General features: G+C 46.3%; 13 protein-coding genes. 3 read left to right on the top strand and 10 right to left on the bottom strand.

Features of this window, described 5'->3' with window-relative positions:
* Window positions 1-2: 2 nt before the first annotated feature.
* Window positions 3-719 (bottom strand): response regulator transcription factor, encoded by a 717-nt coding sequence (locus QUB77_RS25490; RefSeq protein WP_333178393.1) that lies wholly within the window; start codon window positions 717-719, stop codon window positions 3-5.
* A 53-nt stretch (window positions 720-772) separates the two neighbouring features.
* Window positions 773-1168: an ATP-binding protein gene (locus tag QUB77_RS25485; protein WP_333178396.1), complete on the bottom strand. Its 396-nt coding sequence runs from the start codon at window positions 1166-1168 to the stop codon at window positions 773-775.
* A gap of 421 nt (window positions 1169-1589) precedes the next feature.
* On the opposite strand from QUB77_RS25485, the gene QUB77_RS25480 reads away from it, so the two are divergent.
* A complete protein-coding gene (locus QUB77_RS25480) occupies window positions 1590-4091 on the top strand; it encodes an NACHT domain-containing NTPase (protein ID WP_333178399.1) in 2502 nt (833 codons plus the stop codon).
* A 168-nt stretch (window positions 4092-4259) separates the two neighbouring features.
* On the opposite strand, the gene QUB77_RS25475 is transcribed toward QUB77_RS25480, so the two are convergent.
* The 3 genes from QUB77_RS25475 to QUB77_RS25465 form a co-directional block, all read right to left on the bottom strand.
* The gene (locus QUB77_RS25475; protein WP_333178402.1) at window positions 4260-4865 is read right to left on the bottom strand and encodes a zf-HC2 domain-containing protein; all 606 of its coding nucleotides are present in this window, start codon (window positions 4863-4865) and stop codon (window positions 4260-4262) included.
* A 139-nt stretch (window positions 4866-5004) separates the two neighbouring features.
* Window positions 5005-5664, bottom strand: coding sequence for a sigma-70 family RNA polymerase sigma factor (locus QUB77_RS25470; RefSeq protein WP_333127308.1), 660 nt, complete (start codon window positions 5662-5664; stop codon window positions 5005-5007).
* A 122-nt stretch (window positions 5665-5786) separates the two neighbouring features.
* Complete coding sequence (locus QUB77_RS25465) at window positions 5787-6278, bottom strand: molybdenum cofactor biosynthesis protein MoaE (protein ID WP_333178479.1); 492 nt, start codon at window positions 6276-6278, stop codon at window positions 5787-5789.
* A gap of 637 nt (window positions 6279-6915) precedes the next feature.
* Here QUB77_RS25465 and QUB77_RS25460 point away from each other — a divergent pair.
* Window positions 6916-7320 (top strand): SH3 domain-containing protein, encoded by a 405-nt coding sequence (locus QUB77_RS25460; protein ID WP_333178405.1) that lies wholly within the window; start codon window positions 6916-6918, stop codon window positions 7318-7320.
* Window positions 7321-7457: 137 nt separating this feature from the next.
* Here the strand turns inward: QUB77_RS25460 and QUB77_RS25455 are convergent, their stop codons facing one another.
* Window positions 7458-8438: an aspartate carbamoyltransferase catalytic subunit gene (locus QUB77_RS25455; RefSeq protein ID WP_333178408.1), complete on the bottom strand. Its 981-nt coding sequence runs from the start codon at window positions 8436-8438 to the stop codon at window positions 7458-7460.
* A gap of 646 nt (window positions 8439-9084) precedes the next feature.
* Here QUB77_RS25455 and QUB77_RS25450 point away from each other — a divergent pair.
* Window positions 9085-9303: a DUF4327 family protein gene (locus QUB77_RS25450; protein ID WP_193973492.1), complete on the top strand. Its 219-nt coding sequence runs from the start codon at window positions 9085-9087 to the stop codon at window positions 9301-9303.
* Window positions 9304-9467: 164 nt separating this feature from the next.
* On the opposite strand, the gene QUB77_RS25445 is transcribed toward QUB77_RS25450, so the two are convergent.
* The 4 genes from QUB77_RS25445 to QUB77_RS25430 form a co-directional block, all read right to left on the bottom strand.
* Window positions 9468-10709 (bottom strand): protein kinase domain-containing protein, encoded by a 1242-nt coding sequence (locus tag QUB77_RS25445; RefSeq protein WP_333178410.1) that lies wholly within the window; start codon window positions 10707-10709, stop codon window positions 9468-9470.
* Between the two features lie 811 nt (window positions 10710-11520).
* Window positions 11521-13827: a serine/threonine phosphatase gene (locus tag QUB77_RS25440; RefSeq protein WP_333178414.1), complete on the bottom strand. Its 2307-nt coding sequence runs from the start codon at window positions 13825-13827 to the stop codon at window positions 11521-11523.
* Between the two features lie 352 nt (window positions 13828-14179).
* Entirely contained in the window at window positions 14180-16735 is a 2556-nt protein-coding gene (locus tag QUB77_RS25435) for a DHH family phosphoesterase (RefSeq protein WP_333178417.1), read from the bottom strand.
* A gap of 222 nt (window positions 16736-16957) precedes the next feature.
* A complete protein-coding gene (locus tag QUB77_RS25430) occupies window positions 16958-17773 on the bottom strand; it encodes a PD-(D/E)XK nuclease family protein (RefSeq protein ID WP_333178420.1) in 816 nt (271 codons plus the stop codon).
* Between the last annotated feature and the right edge of the window lie 70 nt (window positions 17774-17843).

The raw sequence follows: 17843 nt of genomic DNA, 5'->3' as shown, positions 1-17843 counted from the left end.
TACTAAATAGCCATTGCGGTGGGCGAAGGTGGCTCAAACCTGTAACCGTAACCCCGAATAGTTTTAATAAACTGCGATCCACTAGCATCAACTTCAATCATTTTCTTGCGAATCTGACCGATATGTACGCTAACAACTTTCTCTTCTCCTGTGTCGTTGCAGTTCCACCCCCAAATTTTTTCAATTAGCTGTTGGCGACTCCAAGATTGACCGGAATGACTGGCCAAAAAATACAGGATATTAAATTCCAAGGCTGTTAACTTGATAATGCGACCGTTGAGTGTTGCTTCCCGGCGGGCTGAATCGATCGCGAATTGATCGAATACAATACGTGATGGAGTCACAGGTCTCATCCGTCTCAACACAACTTCTATACGAATTGCCAACTCTGCCAAACCAAAGGGTTTACAGATATAATCATCAGCACCGGCGGACAGGACTTTAAGTTTATCAGCTTCGTCTGTGCGGCTGCTTAGCATAATCACAAAAACATTAGTACGGCGCTGCATTTCCTGGCAGAGGTGATAGCCTGTAGTATCCGGCAAATTCCAATCGAGAACTACTAGCAGTGGCTTTAATTTCTCAAACAATTCTAAAGCCGTCTCGCCATCTGCTGCCGAATCTACTTGATATTTCTGAGTTAAAAAACGATGAACTAGAGTGCGGATGGAAGCGTCATCATCCACGACGAGAATCTTGGGAGTAGTATCAGTAGTCATAACAAAAAATTTTCTTTTTGTTGTCAATTTAAAGCTGGGATTACAGAACAGCTTTAGTCAAGCATAAATCCCAGCTCGCTCCAAATAACTGGTAATTCTTCAATTAACTTAGCTTGGAGGTCAAAAGGCTCTCCCATATCCCAAATTTTGACTTCTAGGCGTTCGTTAAATACGGTTATTTCAAGGTTGATGGGAGTTGCCAAGGGCAGATTTTTATGAGCGTGGCGAACAGCATTTGTAAACCCTTCTATCGTAGCAAGTTTGCACTGCTGCAAAACTGCTTCTGGAATGGGTAGATACTCTAAAAAAAAACTGCTCGACCCACCATAAAACTTGAACAACACTCTTGATGTCAGTATTGACTTGAAGGTGAATTGTTTTAATTGGCTGGTTATAAGTTTGATAAAATTGGTAATTTCGTTGCTTTTGCCACCCCAAAATAAAGGCATTCCACAAGTCAACTACCCGCTTTAAATAACCAGATTGAGGCGGAGGTTGGGGTGGTATTATACCTGGATGAAAATATTTCACAATTAATAGACGGTTTCGCTCGTCAGAAGTGCGTGTATAGCTTAGCTTATCGGCAATTTTGCTAATAAGTTTTATGCCTATTCCACGGGAGGGAAGGTCATTTATACTATTTTTCATGTTGCTATCCTTTCTCATTATTTAATAGGTGATTTTTAGAGACACAACAGAATGGCATTCTGAAGGGTTAATTTTGCCTGATTTATGCCTGACTTTTCCTGTATGCCTTGCAGTTGTTGTCAGGATCATTTTCTCTTTGTTGCTGGGGTCTTGACAAACTCAGTTTGCGATCGCTAAACTGATCTAAAATTGACATTGACAATTAGAGAAGTAAATTATATAATGACGACCCTCAAAGCCTCTGAGGAGGGATTAGTAAAAATTAAGCAAGCTAGAAGAGAAAGGGGCTCGACAATAGAAGACCCCAAATGGTTAGTAGAAGCTAGTCAAAAATTAGAACCCGATCGAACTTGGACAGAGGCAGGTCCTTATGCCGATGGTCTGTCGCTGCCAACTTGGAGGCGTTTCTTACGAGGACAAGAACCTATTAAAGCCAATGCTTTCAAGGCTTTCTGCACGGTTTTGCAGTTGAAGTGGGAAGAAATTGTCGATCGTCCTCCACCAGAAAATACGCAGCCATCGAATTTAGACACTGATTCGGTAGTCGAAGAGATCCGGCAAAAATGCCACAGCAAAATCGAACAGCTTTACAGCAAAATGCAACTGTTGGATATTGCACAGCCCGTTGATGTCAGCAAGCTCTACGTTGAAGTCAACATTTTGGAGGAAATTACCAGTTGGCAGCCGGGAGAAATTAGCGATTTACTCAAAGGCTTCAACCCAGATGCGGATAACTTTAACCGCTTAGGTTTAGGTAAAGTACGCCAGAAACGAGTACCAGGATTGGATGCGGTGAAATCTCACTCTAAATTGATGGTACTCGGCAAACCTGGTTCCGGTAAAACTACTTTTTTGAAACACATTGCCATTCAGTGCGATCGCTCAGAATTTGAAGCAAACAAAATACCGATTTTTATCTCTCTGAAAACCTTTGCTGAAATCTCTAATCTTGACTTATTAGAATATATCATCGACGAATTTGCCAGTTGCGGAGTTGAGGCGCGAGCGCAAACTGAATTCGCACTCAATCAAGGCAGAGGTTTGATTTTATTGGACGGCTTAGATGAAGTGCCAGAATCAGATAGCGATGCAGTCGTCAGACAAATTCGTCAGTTTGTCCAAAAGTATTACAACAATCAGTTTATTATTACCTGTCGAATTGCCGCTGCTAAGTACCGATTTCACGACGAAGCTTTTACCTGTGTTGAGGTAGCCGATTTTAATAACCAGCAAATCGCTGCCTTTGCTAAAAATTGGTTTGTAGCATTTTCCCCTAATCTGGAGGCAGGGAAAGCTTTAGCATCTCAATTTGTAGAGAAGCTGAAACTGCAAAAAAATCAGCAAATCCGAGAACTGGCAGTAACGCCAATTTTGCTTAATCTGACTTGTTTAGTATTCCAAGCAAAAGCAGATTTTCCATCCAACAGAGCCAAGTTGTATGAAGAAGGACTGGAAATTTTGCTCAGAAAATGGGATGAAACTAGAGGCATTAAACGGGATGAAGTTTATCGCAATTTGAATTTTTCCCACAAGCAACATTTACTTGCTTTTGTGGCAGCTATTACTTTCGATCGTGGCGATTATTTTTTTGAAAAAAACACAGTTCAGCAATTGATTGCCGACTATCTGGCTAACTTACCCGATGGCACAAGTGACCCAGTTCAGTTGGACATCCATAGTGAGGTTGTCCTGAAGGCGATCGAGGCACAACATGGATTATTAGTGGAGAGGGCAAGAGGAATTTATTCGTTTTCTCATCTAACATTTCAAGAGTATTTCACTGCTAGAAAAATAGTTAATAATTCGACTCTACAAGCTTTGGGAAAACTGGTCAGCCACCTGACCGAGAAGCGTTGGCGAGAAGTATTGTTCTTAGCAGTTGGGATGTTGCAAAAAGCTGATGACTTGTTACTGTCAATGAGACAGCAAGTTGATGGGCTGGTCGCTGAGGATGAGCAGTTGCAGCAGTTCCTAGTGTGGATAAGAAATAAATCTTATTCCATTAAGGCTCCCTATAAACCATCCGCTATCCGCGCTTTTTATCTGGGTCGAGAGGTAGATCGCGTTAGTAACCCTCGTTCGGACTTGAATTTTGACCTAAATTTGATCCGTATTCTTGGTTATGCCATTGACCATACCTTTAAACCACCCCTTGAACTTTTTTTCTTGGACTTTACTTCTTATTATGACAATGAACGTGACTCTGGCTTGGCTACTGAACGCCACTCTGACTTGGCTACTGATATTGTTCTTGACGTTGCAATGGTCTATGCCATTGACCTTAATATTCCCTATCTTTATGCTGCTGCATCAGGTCGCAATCTTGTCTCTATCCTCGCCTTTACTCTCAATTTAAATCTGGAACCAGAATTAAAGCAATCTCTGCAACAACTTAGAGACGAACTATATGCTTCAGCATATCCAAACAGAATACAGGAGTGGTGGAAAAGCGAGCGGGAGTGGTGGGAAGCTAAAGGTCGAAATTGGACTCAGCAATTAATAAATGTGATGATTAAGTATCGCAATATAGGTCACGATTGGCAATTTAGCGAACAGCAGAAGTTATTGCTGAGGAAGTATTACGATGCTAATAAATTGCTGGTAGATTGCCTCAATAGCGGTTGTAATGTATCTCCTGCTGTTCGGCAGGAAATTGAGGAGACATTGCTGTTGCCGATCGCAAATCTGCAAAAAATCGGTGACAAGTGCGATCGCCCGCTCTAATTCCACTCGCTACTTACTCCGATATCAATATGCGATCGCCCCACAATAAGTCATTCCAAGCCAGGAAAATGTCTAAGGATATATCCACCTTGAAAAACTGGGAAAAACAGCAAAAATCCCCATTTTCTAGGGAGCTTAGCAACTTCATTGATGCTCCAAACAGAAATCCTACTGCGCCTTTGGCAAGGACTTTTGAGGGGTTGCTACATCAACTTTAGGAATATCCATGATCGGTGCATTCACCTCAAGCATCAAATCGTTGGGATTAACCATCTCCACCAGAGGCTCGTTTAAAGCCATAATCAAACCGTCAGATTCAGCAGGAACGGGCGATTGAGCAAACTGGGGAGCAAACAATTGGCGGCCGCCACCGACACCAGACACCACCGCAATCAACAAAGCTGCGATCGCACCTCCACCTACAATCCAAGTTTGTTTGGGCTTGCGTTCCACCCGCTGCAAAACCTTCGTCGCCAACTCCTCGGCAGATTGTTCGGCAGCAGGCACCGGCATTGCCTGAAAACTCTGCTGCATCATCAGCAGTCGCGAGTACAAACGTTTTGTAGTGGGGTCATTTGTCAGCCAGTCCTCAACTTGCCGACGTTCTGCAGCCGTCACTTCGCCGTCGAGGTAGGCACTCAGCAATTCAAAGCGATCGCGCATCATAGTAGTTACATTCCCCTGGGGATAATTGTTGTTAGCTTGAGTTTCAGCGAGTGAATCCCCGATACCTTGCTGATTCTGATTTTTATCCGATTCAAAGTTATAATTCATATTTCACAATTGCTTTAATTGGGGGAAGGATGCCCTCGCTGTTAGAATGATTACTGCTTATTTATATTTTAAAAGAGAATTTTTGATGTGACAGCAAACATCACCAAATCTTCTTAATTCGCCTCTGAAATTACTTTTGCTAATTACCATCGAGATATTTTTGCAATTCCAACTGCAATCTTTGGCGAGCTCTAGCAATTCGCGACTTGACAGTTCCCAGAGAAACTCCGGTCATTTCGGCTATTTCCTCATAGGCTAAACCTTCTATTTCTCTTAAAACAATTGTCGTGCGGAATACTTCCGGCAAATCGGCGATCGCCACCCGCAACTGGTCGTAAAATTCTCTAGTCGTCAAATCTTCATCAGGCCCCGGACTGTCCGCCGGAATTTCCCAATCCACCTCGCCATCTTCCAGAGTACGGGGTACGTCGAGCGACAGCGGAGTTCGCACCCGCTTGCGCTTCCGCAACTCATCGTAAAACAAATTAGTGGCGATGCGGCTCAGCCAGCCCCGAAATTTAACAGGCTCTTGCAAGCGGTTAATATTGCGGTACACTCGAATCCAGACTTCCTGAGCCAAGTCTGCTCGGTCTTGCCAGTCAGGGGCCAAATGATAGAGTACCCTGTCTACGTGGGACTGATACCGCTTCAACAGTTCTGAAAAGGCAGTGCTCTCAGGTCGATTTCCTTCCTGACAACGCAACACCAAGTCATAATTAGAGAGTTTTTCGGCTGGCAATTGCACTCTTTGAACGGTCGCCACAACCGCAGACCAGGACACGGAAATAAAGTCGCTCATCGGTGGAATTGGCTCATCGAACATTCCACTCTTTTTGACGCTAGCTGATCCCGATTGGTTCCCGCGATCGGAAACTGCGATCGGCTTGAGTCATCAAACAGTCAATGATTGGTGACTGCTTACTAATGCCCGACAACTTCGCACGCTCCAATACTAACCCAACTGCTAGAACCGTCGGCCCAATGTTCCTTTTTCCAAATCGGTACATTGTGTTTGAGCGTATCTATCGCGTACTGACAAGCTGCAAAGGCCTCCCCGCGGTGGGGACAGCCAACAGCCACCAGTACGCTGATTTCCCCCACCTGCAACTGTCCGACGCGGTGGTGAATCACGACCCGATTGACATCGGCCCACTGGCGGCGGATTTCCGTAGCGATTTGCTGGAATACTCGCACGGCCATCGGTTCGTAGGCTTGATATTCTAGGGAAACTACAGCTTGACCGTCAGTTTGGTTGCGGACTGTACCGCTCATCATTACCACGGCTCCGTTGGCGGGGTCATCTGCCAAAGCGTATATTTCCTCTACAGACAACGGCGCTAACGTAATGGCGAAGCTGTCTGATTCATGGCGTTGAGGAATGGTGCCGATCGAAAGTGCAGCGAAGGAGTTCATTGCCAAAGAAGTGGTGGTGGAGAAGTTAATTGATCTTGACACAAATCAAGTCGCGATGGATTTGTCTTGAATTCTTGTCGGGGACACCGGGAGACTAATTTTTAGACCAATCTCGTAGCACGGGCAAGGACCCGACGCCATTGCCCCCAACTTCTGCACGAGTGCGATCGGCTACAATATGACTCACCACAACCCAATTCATACCGTACTTGAGGACGAGCCAAATACTTGTTCGATAAAATTAACTGCCAGTATTGCTGTAGCAACTCAATAAATAAGCACACCCAATAAGTAGTGTCATTCGTAACTCAGTACAAGCAATCTCAAACCCCAAACGATTACTTTCTTCCCTTTTGAATGACACAGTTAAGTTTAATTCTGCCCAAACTTCTGATCCGCGTCGGCAAAATTTTTAGCAGCAGATGTAAACTTTATTTATTTTTTTGTTCCGGAAAGCTACATAAATGACATGATATACCTGTGCAAGGTTCAGGCAAATTGGCGGATACTCGGCAACAGCAAGACCATAACGCCCTCTTGTGCCTTTTCTGAAACAGAAGTTAATGGTTTGGGCTGTTAATTGAGGTTTCGACCTGAGTCTGCACCAACAAATGTTAACAACAATCACGAGGAAACTATGGAAGCACTAGCATTGAGCCACTCTTTTGTTGCTTATGAATCTCCAGAGTCCGAACTCCAAGTCAAGTCGTTAGACCAACTGGGCTTGAAAATTCCTAATTCTGCATGGATAGGCGTTGCAGGTATGGCAGTAGCCCTATCTGTTCTGAGTGTCGGTGGCGAAGCCCAGGCAGCAGGTTGCTACCGCAAACACTGTGGCCATCGCGCTCATCACGGCCATCACAACTACGCCAAAGTTGTCACGAATGGCGGCCGACTGAATATCCGCAACCGCCCCGATAGCTGTTCTCATGTAATCGGCAAGTTATATTATGGAGACCACGTAAAATTGACCGGTCGTTACAAACACGGCTGGGCCCAACTGAAAGGTGGTGGCTGGGTGTCTGCGTCCTGGCTCTCCTAACTCTTAACTAGAACACTTTACATTTCTAGAAAGAGTTTTAATCGTTACCCGGTATGACCGGGTAACGATTATTGTAAAGAGGCGATCGAGCCTGAAAATCATGGAATATCCGAAATTCATGACTAACAACTAACAGCCTAAACTTTACCACCGCCGATTAGATAAAGTAATGCCATCCGCACCGCCACGCCGCTGGTAACTTGCTGAGAAATCAGGCTAAACTGGGCATCGTCCATCAAATCCGAACTAATTTCCACGCCACGGTTAACCGGGCCAGGGTGCAACACCTTCACATCCGGCTTGCAGAGTTTCAGCCGATCGCGCGTAATCCCGTACAAAGAATGGTACTCTCGTAAACTCGGCAGCAAATGGTTGCTCATCCGTTCCTTTTGCAGCCGCAAAGTCATCACAAAATCAGCATCGGCCAAAGCAGGTTCAAGCTGCCAATGCAAAAATAACTTGCCTTCCCTACCATCGCCACACTCAGCAAACAACAGCGGTAGCAAAGTCGGCGGCCCGGCCAAATGAACCTCTGCCCCAGAAGCTGTTAAACTCCAAATATTAGACCTAGCCACCCGCGAATGCAAAATATCCCCCACCACAGCAATTTTTTTGCCCGCTAAAAGTTCCAGCCGCGGACGTTCGGTATCTAACAAAGCACAAATAGTAAATAAGTCTAGCAAACCTTGCGATGGGTGTTCGTGCTGGCCGTCTCCAGCATTCAGAACGCTGACTCTCGAACCCAAGCGATCCATTTCCGAAGCAATCGTGCTGGGAACTCCAGCTTGTTCGTGCCGGATTACCATCAAATCCGTTCCCATTGCCAGATAAGTCTTAGCCGTATCCAGAATAGTCTCCCCCTTCGTTAGAGAAGAACTTCCCGGCGTAAAATTTAGCGTATCCGCCGACAGCCGCTTCGCAGCCAACTCAAAACTATTGCGAGTCCGGGTAGAAGGTTCAAAAAACAAATTCGCGACCACTTGACCCTGCAGGGCCGGCACTTTCTTCGTGCGGCGGCCGAGCACCTCCCGAAAACTGGCTGCTGTTTGCAGCACCGTATCGTATTCGTCCGAGGTAAAATCAGCCAGAGTGAGAATGTGTCGCCTTGTCCAAGTCATACAATTTTAGATTTTAGATTTTAGATTTTAGATTTTAGATTGACTCAATCAGGACGGACGATGGGTTTGGGACTTCCTTGTACCCCCGCCCTGCTGTCGCCTTTGAATGTTCGATCGACATTTAGGGCTGGCGATCAACAGTATCCAACAATTTTTGATCGCTTTTGCGGTGAGTAGAGCTATAATCAGTTTATGTAGTTCACATCCCACTCTCACAGCGAACCCAGCGTCGAAGGTGAAACAGGTGTGGTTTACCCGCAGGAAAGCGGAAATTACGCTGTAGCAGCGAAAGAGCAGTAGTTGCAGTTTCTCCTACGCAAACTCATCCTTGTCAAGAACAAGCCGAACGCAGCCCTTGCATCTACCACTATGTGGAAACAATCGAGGCGGCAAACCTCCCACTGTCGATCGACAGCATATAGCTGGACATTTTAAAGATGATTAATTCTTTGAAGTCGGTCTTGACTATTCAGTCTTGCTTATAGGGCCTTGTCAAAACGAACAGTGTTGAGATACAAGTTGAATATGTAGCTTCCCGACTAAAATCTACACGTATCTTGGCTAGACTGTTCTTGGCGAAACTGCGATAAAGAGTGTGCGCTGGGAAGTGGTAATTACACAAGATTTAAACAATTCAAGAGGTATTATGAGCCAGAAGGTGATACAGCCGATGGTTAAGTTCCAGCGTCAGGTGCATTCTCTCGTCACGTCTGACATTATCAAACCGACAGACAGTATTTGGAAAATTGCTCTGCTCTACGGCGACGAATGGCCGTACTGGAAACAGCAATTGCTAGAGTTTGATTTTTCTATGCAAGACCCCGTGAGCGAGTTGATAGCTGTAGAAGCTTGGGACGAAGAATAACACAGAAGACGGAGGACTGGGGTGTCGGAGAGAAATTTCGAGGCGATGGGTAAATTTTCATTCATAAATTTCCGTTGCTAGCTTCTTCCCTCTTCCCTCTTCCCTTTGCCCTCTTCCTAATGACTGGTGACTTTTAATTTGTGACTTGTGACTTTTGACTTCTATTAAAGGGAAGCTGCTAAAGCTCGAGCTAATTGTTGAGCAGTTTGAAAGCGATCCCCAGGCTTAGCTGCCGTGGTTCGCAAAATGGTCTCCCGCAGTTTGGGGGCGATCGTCGGAATATTTTCGAGCTTAAACCCATAACCTCCAGCTATTTTCCCGTAAAAGTTTTGAGGGCTTTGGGCCGTCAGCAAAAAAATCAAAGTAGGCCCAATAGCATATAAATCCGACTGAGGGAGAGGTTGTCCCCGGTCTTGTTCTGGTGCGGTGTAGCCTTCAACGCCGATGCGAGTCCCTGGAGGAGTGCCGATTTCTTTAACGGCACCAAAATCCAGCACTGTAATGCCATTGTCGCGGTGGCGCACCAGCAAATTAGCAGGTTTAATATCCCGGTGGACGATCGGGGGTTTTTGAGAGTGAATGTAGTCCAAAACCTCACAGGTTTGGATCATCCACTCTATTGCTTGTTGCGGAGCAACAGGCCCGCGGTTGTAGATGCGTTTTTCTAAATCCTCGCCGTGGAGCATTTCCATCACCAAGTATTTTTTGCCCCCTTCCACAAAAAAGTCAAAAAACTGAGGAATTCCCGGATGGTGGAGGGCCTTGAGAGTTTTAGCTTCACGTTCAAACAGTTCTTGAGCTTTGACTATTTGAGCCATATCAGCATTCATTTCCTTGAGGACTACCAGAGAAGCTGCGGGGGAACTTCCGGGTTGTTGAGCTTTCCCTTTATCTCGATCCCAGGCTAAAGTCGTTGTTCCCATACCGCCTTGGCCCAAAGTTCTCAGCACTTGGTAGTGGCGCACCGTGCGATCGACTTTAATCGGTTCGCCGCAGTGGATGCAGAATAAATTCCCCGGCGGGTTTCCCGCGTGGGTACACCTCGGTGCCACGAGATTGACGGTGGGGTTCGCCTCAATCTTGCCACCGACTTCAATAGTAACCACTTGGAAATGCAGAATTGGGCCGCCCCGCGCCAACTGGATCAGGGCACCGTCGGATATCCAACCCTGAGACATGAGAATACCGTTCACCAAAGTGCCATTTGTCCCGGAATTGACTAAGTACCACTGGCTGGATCTCCCGCTATTAACTCTTTGCAATTCCAGATGCTGCCGTGACACTAGAGCATTGGGGATCACAACGTGATTTTCAGGAGAGCGGCCGATGCGAATAATGGATTCGCTCTCGAAACTCCACTGTTGCAGGGGGGTCTGTTTGTCTGGATCTAAAAGAGTCAGCAGCATTTTCGATTGATGTGGTTGAACTCCCTGATGTGGCAGTGAGAGTTGGCGGAAATTTACAGATTAGGGGCGTAGGGCTTTGAAAAATTAGAAATTAAAAATTAATTATGAGCTTCACAGGTGAGTTTCACTAAACCTTTATAATATCCTGATTGTGATTGAATATTCCATAAACCATGAATTTATAAATAGTTTTTTGGGAACAATTATTCATAAAATTTGTGAGGGGTCGATCGCTCCTTAAAACACAGTCGATCGATTTAACAATTGCAACAACAAAAACTAAGTAAACAATCGCTAAACTTTTACGTAAATTTTATGTAGCAGCAGATTGTGATGTCAGCCCCACATATATGTAGGGCGGACACTTCCCACCTATGCCCACCTTGCCACGATAGCGATCGAGTATAAAACAGATTTTGCATCAGCCCGCCTGCTGAATCACTTCATTTTAGTTAATTTTTTTTCATTATACTAACTATTTTTGTAAGTAAAAGCTCTTTCAACTATGATGAATCCACTTACTATCAAGCCACTTTTTCCGGTAGATTCCCGGAACACAATCTCAAAATTAAAGCTACGGATAAATGGTTGGTACTTCACAGCTTTTATGCAATCGTATGGGTCTGTAATCATTTTTTGAACACTCAAACCGAAGCGGTTTTAACAGCGGATACCTAGAAAACAGAGCGAGCAGTAAAGCCTTGCCCGGAAACGGCAGAAGCTGTTTTTTTCTCTCCAACAATTGCAGGTTTAGCCCCGGTCGTCACAGGGGAAATGTGCCACCTTTGAAAAAGTTGGCAGCATCCAAATTCTAAAATCGAAATGCGCCTACCTGCGCGCGAATGATAATTGCCGTGATATTGTCGTGACCGTTGCGTTTGTTACCCAGTTCAATCAACTGGGCAACTCCCTGGTCGAGATCAGCTTGGGCATTGAATAGGGGTTCAAGAGTGTTCTGCCAGTGAGTTTCCAACAAATCATTATCTGTCAGGCCGTCGGAAGCCAAAATTAATAAGGTATCTTCGCACAAGTCTAAAAACTGCACGTCAGGCTTGAGAAAATTACTGTCTCGCGGGCCGAGGGCTTGAGTTAGTTGATAGGCGTCGGGACGGGCATAAGCAGTTTCCGGGTCAACCCCGCGCTTAATTTCGCGCTGACCTACTTCGTGGTCGGAGGTGATTTTTTCTAGGGTTTGTCCCTTTCTCAGTCGGTAGAGGCGGCTGTCGCCGACGTGGGCAACGGCGAATTGGGTGTCTTGAACTAAGACTGCGACTAGAGTTGTACCCATGCGGGCGCTGCCGGAGCGTCCGTCTTTTTGATTGATTTCAAAGATGGCTTTGTTGGCTAGCAGGACTCCCTCGCGGATGGTGTCTGCCGGAGGTAGTTGATTTTCCCAACGGGTTTGAAAGAATTCTCTGAGAGTTTCAGCCGCTAGTTGACTGGCTACTTCTCCGCTGTCGTGTCCGCCCATGCCGTCGCAGAGAATGTAAAGCCCTTTGGTTTGAAAAATGCGACCGAAGGAACTTTCGAGTTTGTTTAGCTGAGTCCAGATGCTGAAGAAGTCTTCGTTGTGGTCGCGCGTGCGGCCAACATCGGTGAGGCCTGCGTCTTCTAAGCTGTAAATCTGGAGTGGCATGGGCTGGGTTAATACTTCGCCAACGTCGGGGGGCGACTCGTCGGAGCCGCGGAAAGGCCGCCGCGTCGGGGTTGAGCTTGGTGAAGGTGGGGGTTGAAGTTCGAGGGGAACTGTTTCTAGGCGCGATCGCAATTCTTCGATTGTGTTAATCTCGCCTCTATACATTTGTTGCAGCAGTTCGATCAAGGCGCCAAACTGAGTGCGATGATGATCGGACTGGCTAAATATCACCTGCCACAGTTGCCCCAAATCTACCAGTTGCAGGTTTGAGCCGGCGGGTTCGGGATAGAGGTATTGCAGCCGCAAAGAAGCCAAGGAAAAGGAAGAGTCGGGGTTGACTCGCAAATTTGTCAGTTCCAACAAGCTTTGCCGACAGCGCCAGGGTTCTAGGGCAGCCCAGAGTTCTGTCATTTCGTGCAGCCAGTATAAAATTTGCTGGGTGGAAGTTTCCGGTTGACTCCACCGTTCTACCAGCAGCGGCCATTGGGAGCAGTCTTCTAGCAGCAGCACTGCTTGTTCGTTGTCTGACCAGCTATCGTGAATGACTGGCAGGTTTTGAGAGAATTGCCACCGCAGTGCCAGATAAGGTTCAGCTATGCCTTGGCAAAGCTCTGCTAAGGCGGAATTGGTTGAATTTTCTCCGCCTTTAATTGCTGCGGTATAGGGGGATGTTCGTCTGGCGACGCTGGCAGAGTTGGCTGCTAGCATGGCTTTGAGGGGTGACATTTCCAGCGGCTGACAGTCCAATACTGTTACTGCTACTGTGTCTGAGCGTTTTCTCGGCGGCACGGTTTCTAGGAGTTGGTAGCGCTGCTGAGTGTCTAAATAAGCTCCCGCTGGCTGGGAAGGGATTAAATATTCTGAATTGGGGATGGGGAATTCTGGAGATGGAGGGGAGGTGTCAGCTATGTTTGGGCTGTCGGGGTTCTCGGTTGCTTCCGGGATTTGTTTAGGCTGTGGGGCGGTTGTAAAATTCTGTTCAGATGGGGTTATTTCGCGCTCTGGTGCTGTAGTAGAGCTTTTTTCTGTTGTTTGAAAGGATGCTGGTGCGATCGCCCCCACGGCTACCACAGCGTCTATTTCTGGGCTGCTGAATTCGGCGACTTCGGTCTGTGGAGAAGTTGGTTCGACTGCTGTTGGGGGTTCGACTGGGGTGGTAATTTCTGTTTTAATGGCGTCTGTGATTGGTTCAGGAGAGTTTTGGGGCGATGCGGTTTCTGGAACTATGTCTGGTTTTTGCCCAAACTCGGCTGGGGGTAGGGTTGACTCCTGTGGCTCGACTGCTGGAAAATTCGATCGACCGCAGATAATCGCCCGCCACACTTGACCTGTTGCGACGCCGCAATTCTGACATAATGCGGCGCTAAAAGCGACTTGGGCACCGCATTCGTGGCAAGGTTTGTAAATTAGGGAATTTCCGCATTGTTGACAAAACTTGTTTGGATTGGGATTTTCAAATTGGCACCGGGGACACAGAAGCATAGGGGTTTTAAATTGGAGATGGGCGATCGAGTGAAAGCGGTGGGGAGTGTTGGGTTTTGGGCTGTGAGTTAGGAGTTATGAGTTTTGGGCCTGACTCGCAACGGATAACTCGCATTGCCCTATGCCTTATTTTATCGGGATGAATTCAGAACTAAGATATTTCTTAGAACTGAGATGTTGCCGCCGTGTCAGGAATAGACCTCTTAAGCCAGACCCACAAAAATTTCTCTCGCTTCAGGGCTCCAAAAGCCAGCCCAACCAGTGGTAACAGCGTGTGTAACCCATAAGCAAAGTTATCTTATGAGTGGAACGGGCCGGAGAGTCCGTTCTTAACAATGGTGCAATATCTCAGTTAGAAGGGAATTGCTGGAGAATCTTCTTGGAAAACGGTTTCTCGCGCGATCGACACAATGGTGGACAGGGGTACTTCACAGAAATATTTCCGCCGGAATTGTTCTTCGGAGACTGCTGCTAGGAATTGCGCTGCAAAACGGGTGGCAATCGGGGAATTTGGCACTGAGAATTGAATGGATTGGCTATCTAATAAGGGTTTGGTGATTTCCTCTGGCGCGTCTTGCTGCTGTGCGGTTTCGGGTTGTCTGGCGATGTGGAAAGCTCGATCGCGATAATTGATTTTGAAACCGAGATATGTTAGGGTTTTGAACCCTAGTTGCAGCGATGTGTCGCTGATGCCGAGTTTTTGGCGGAGTTGTTGTCTGGTGACGGGTTTGTTGGTGCGGCTGAGGTATTTGGCGATGCCGATTAGCTGTTGGCAGATTTGCTGTGGGGGTACGAGTGGAGGTAAAGTATAGGCGATCGCGAGTTTTTTCTGAGTGTACTGTGCTTGCCGAAACCAGATCCGCAGTTCGTCCCAGCTTGCGGGGCATTCTTTGAGGACGATCGAGTTTTCGCGATCGACCTTTTCGGAATTGTAAACTAGATTGTCGATCGGCATTTGAGATTCTAAGTTTGTGCTAGCGCCTAATAACTCTTCATCGTTATTTCTATTGCGCCAGTCTACAATCCAATCTATTGGAGTCTGAGAATTTATTTGGTTGTCTTCCGTGCGTTCTTGCACTGATACGAGGCGCACTTCATACCGCGATTTGTAAGTATTAAAATCGAGTTCAACGGTGACATCGCACCGGCTTTGGGGAACCTCGTTTTGATTGTGTCCCCACCAAATGCCGGGAAATCCCATATCGGTAGATTCATCCCTAATTGTAAATTCTGTTTTGATATATTCTACTTTTTGCCCTTTCAAATCCTTAATTTTTTGATTCCACAGATTGTCAAACCAGCAGTTTTCAATTAGCAATTTGGGGACGGGGTTGCCCATACCGCACGGTTCGAGCAATTTTAGTTCTTGAAATAAGTCCTTGCCTAATTCGGAGACAGTAATTTTTAGGTCGGCTTGAACGGGGGCTGCTGTTAAATTATCGGTGCTGTATTGTTGTCGCAGTTGCTGATTTACCGCATCAGTAAATAGGGGGATATTTTCAACTGGGAGACTCAATCCGGCGGCGAAGGGATGACCACCAAATCTGTCCAATAAATGCGCTTGGTCTTTGACTAATTGGTAAAGGTCGATTTGATTGGCGGAACGTGCGGAACCCCTGGCAATGTTGGATGGGGAAAGTGTTGGTGATTCTGAATCTAAGAAGGAGGTAAATTGCATTTCTGGGGAATTTTCATTAATTTTTTCGCTTCCTTCTGTGCTGAATAAAATCACGGGACGACCGTATTCTTGGGCGATTTGTCCGGCTACTAATCCTAATACACCTACGGGCCATTGCGGGTCGCTGAGGACAATGACGCTAGTAGTTGAAAGGTCGAGTTTGGCTAGTTTGTTGGCGGCATCTTTGGCAACATCTTTTTGTAAAGATTTGCGCCGGGAGTTGGCAATTTCGGTTAAATTTGCTAGTTCTTCGCAGCGTTTTTTGTCGCGGCTGGTGAGGAGTTCTACGCAGAAGCTAGCATCACCTTGAATGCGGCTGACGGCGTTGATTCGGGGGCCGAGCCCGAAGGAAATGTCGGTTGGGCGATCGCCCGATCTTTTGCACAGTTCGAGCAATTTTGCAACTCCTGGGCGGGTGGGGTTTGCGATTTGTTTTTGCAGTTGTTGGATGCCGAGTTGTGCTAGGTAGCGGCTGTCTCCTGTAAGTTGGACTAAATCGGCAATTAAGCCGATCGCTACTAATTCTAATAAATCTGTGAGCGGGCGCTGCGGAATATCCGGTAATGTGTGATATAATGCTTCAACTAATTTGTAGGCTACTCCAACTCCTGAGAGGTTAAATAGTTGGTGGTTTGGGGGAAAGTAGCGGGGATTGATAATGGCTGTAGCTGGCGGGCGATTGTCAGGTAATGTATGATGGTCGGTAATAATTGTATCGATATTTAAGCTAGTCGCATATTCGATTTCAGCGATGTTTGTACTTCCGGTATCACAGGTAATAATTAAGCTAATTCCAGATTTTGCTAAGGCATCTATTCCCGCGATATTGAGTCCATGAGATTCGGTTAAGCGGTTGGGAATGTAATAAATTAGTTGGTCATTTTGAGCAAAAAATTCTCCCATTCCGTCCCAAAGCACGGAAGTTGAGGTAATGCCGTCGGCGTCGAAATCTCCCCAAATTGCTATTTTTTCGCCGCTGTTTCGTGCTTGCTGGATTCTTTCTATCGCCCAGTTCATTTCTAGTCCGAATTCAAAGGGACTTGCTGGCTGGTAAAGTTTGGGATTTAAGAAACCGGGTATTTGTTCGGGGTTTTGAATTCCTCTATACCACAAAAGTGCGGCGGCATAGTTTCCGGGGAGTTCTGGTGCGTGGTTCCTGACAGCTTCTATCAGCCAAGCTGGGGGTTGGGGTAAGGGTTGATTTTGCCAGTTTTGAGGGGTTTCTGTCATTCGATTTTAGCTTTTAGATTTTTACCACAGATGAATCCGAGGGCTTTTTTGTATGTTAAATACAACTTAAGGGAGTCACTGGTTCCCCGGCTATGCCTGGGAACCCATTTCCAGACGCTCTGCCTCGCTTACGAGCGGGAAAAGTGGAGGCTCTTCCTCTGTATCTGCGTTACCAGGCAGAGCCTAGTAACGAGTAAAAATTGGGGGGCTTTTTTATATATTTTAAATAAATATTTCGTCGATTATAGCAATATTTGGCAGCCAATCTGTGGGAGTTTCTGCGGAAAGATTTGGTGAGGAAGCTTGGGTGTCAGGTGTGCGGTTGCAGCGAGTGGCGAATTGACAGGAATCGCACAAATTGGAACTAATTTCTACTTGGGGTAAGAATTCGCCGCCTTCGGTATAGCGCTGTCGCCAGTCGGTTAGCTGCTGCAATAGGTGGGTTAAATCTTGTTTTGTGCGATCGTGTTGTGTTTGGTTGTAATCAAATGTGAGTTTTTGCGGCGGTTCTTCTCCTTGCAATTGTACGAACCAGTATGTCATGGAAACTTGTTCGGGGGAATAGTCGCTGGTTTCTACTAAAACGTATAAATAGAGGCGAGTTTGCCAACTTTCGGCTATCCATTTTGATTTTTGAGGGCGGGGATAGGTTTTCCAGTCGAGAATTTGGGCGGCGTTTGGTTCGGCTATTAGCAAGTCATAGATAACAGTGAATAGGTAGTCTTGGAAAATTAGGGTGCGGGGGTGTTCGGCTTGGCGGAAAATTTGATCGCTATTTTCTGACTCGGCGAAAAGTTCGGGTGCGGTGTTGATAAATGCTGCCACACAGCGTCCCAGTTCGGGGTCTTGTTGGATGATAAATTCAATGGGAAGTCCGAGTTCTCGCTGCTGCATTAATAGGTGAAAGTGGCTTCCCCATGTGAGTTTTTCTTTGTGTTCTGGGGAGGCGGTGGTGGCGAGTAGTTCTAGGTAGCTGTGTTGGAATTTGCGGGGGCATTCTTCGAGGATTTTGAGTTGGGTTTGGGAGAGTCGGAGCATTTTTTGCGTGTGATCTTGTTCGTTTTCGGTAGGTTTTGTGATACTAATTATGAAAAATTTGTAACAGTTT

The organism is Microcoleus sp. AT9b-C3 (assembly GCF_036705485.1).
GTDB lineage: Bacteria > Cyanobacteriota > Cyanobacteriia > Cyanobacteriales > Microcoleaceae > Microcoleus.
This window is presented reverse-complemented; position numbering and strand designations above follow the sequence as displayed.

What these genes read in the sequence shown, in the direction of transcription:
- QUB77_RS25440 (WP_333178414.1), bottom strand. Translation starts at nt 13,827, where the DNA reads ATGCTTCTGTGTCCCCGGTGCCAATTTGAAAATCCCAATCCAAACAAG.
- QUB77_RS25485 (WP_333178396.1), bottom strand. Translation starts at nt 1,168, where the DNA reads ATGCCTTTATTTTGGGGTGGCAAAAGCAACGAAATTACCAATTTTATC.
- QUB77_RS25460 (WP_333178405.1), top strand. Translation starts at nt 6,916, where the DNA reads ATGGAAGCACTAGCATTGAGCCACTCTTTTGTTGCTTATGAATCTCCA.
- QUB77_RS25470 (WP_333127308.1), bottom strand. Translation starts at nt 5,664, where the DNA reads ATGAGCGACTTTATTTCCGTGTCCTGGTCTGCGGTTGTGGCGACCGTT.
- QUB77_RS25465 (WP_333178479.1), bottom strand. Translation starts at nt 6,278, where the DNA reads ATGAACTCCTTCGCTGCACTTTCGATCGGCACCATTCCTCAACGCCAT.
- QUB77_RS25455 (WP_333178408.1), bottom strand. Translation starts at nt 8,438, where the DNA reads ATGACTTGGACAAGGCGACACATTCTCACTCTGGCTGATTTTACCTCG.
- QUB77_RS25475 (WP_333178402.1), bottom strand. Translation starts at nt 4,865, where the DNA reads ATGAATTATAACTTTGAATCGGATAAAAATCAGAATCAGCAAGGTATC.
- QUB77_RS25450 (WP_193973492.1), top strand. Translation starts at nt 9,085, where the DNA reads ATGAGCCAGAAGGTGATACAGCCGATGGTTAAGTTCCAGCGTCAGGTG.
- QUB77_RS25490 (WP_333178393.1), bottom strand. Translation starts at nt 719, where the DNA reads ATGACTACTGATACTACTCCCAAGATTCTCGTCGTGGATGATGACGCT.
- QUB77_RS25430 (WP_333178420.1), bottom strand. Translation starts at nt 17,773, where the DNA reads ATGCTCCGACTCTCCCAAACCCAACTCAAAATCCTCGAAGAATGCCCC.
- QUB77_RS25435 (WP_333178417.1), bottom strand. Translation starts at nt 16,735, where the DNA reads ATGACAGAAACCCCTCAAAACTGGCAAAATCAACCCTTACCCCAACCC.
- QUB77_RS25480 (WP_333178399.1), top strand. Translation starts at nt 1,590, where the DNA reads ATGACGACCCTCAAAGCCTCTGAGGAGGGATTAGTAAAAATTAAGCAA.
- QUB77_RS25445 (WP_333178410.1), bottom strand. Translation starts at nt 10,709, where the DNA reads ATGCTGCTGACTCTTTTAGATCCAGACAAACAGACCCCCCTGCAACAG.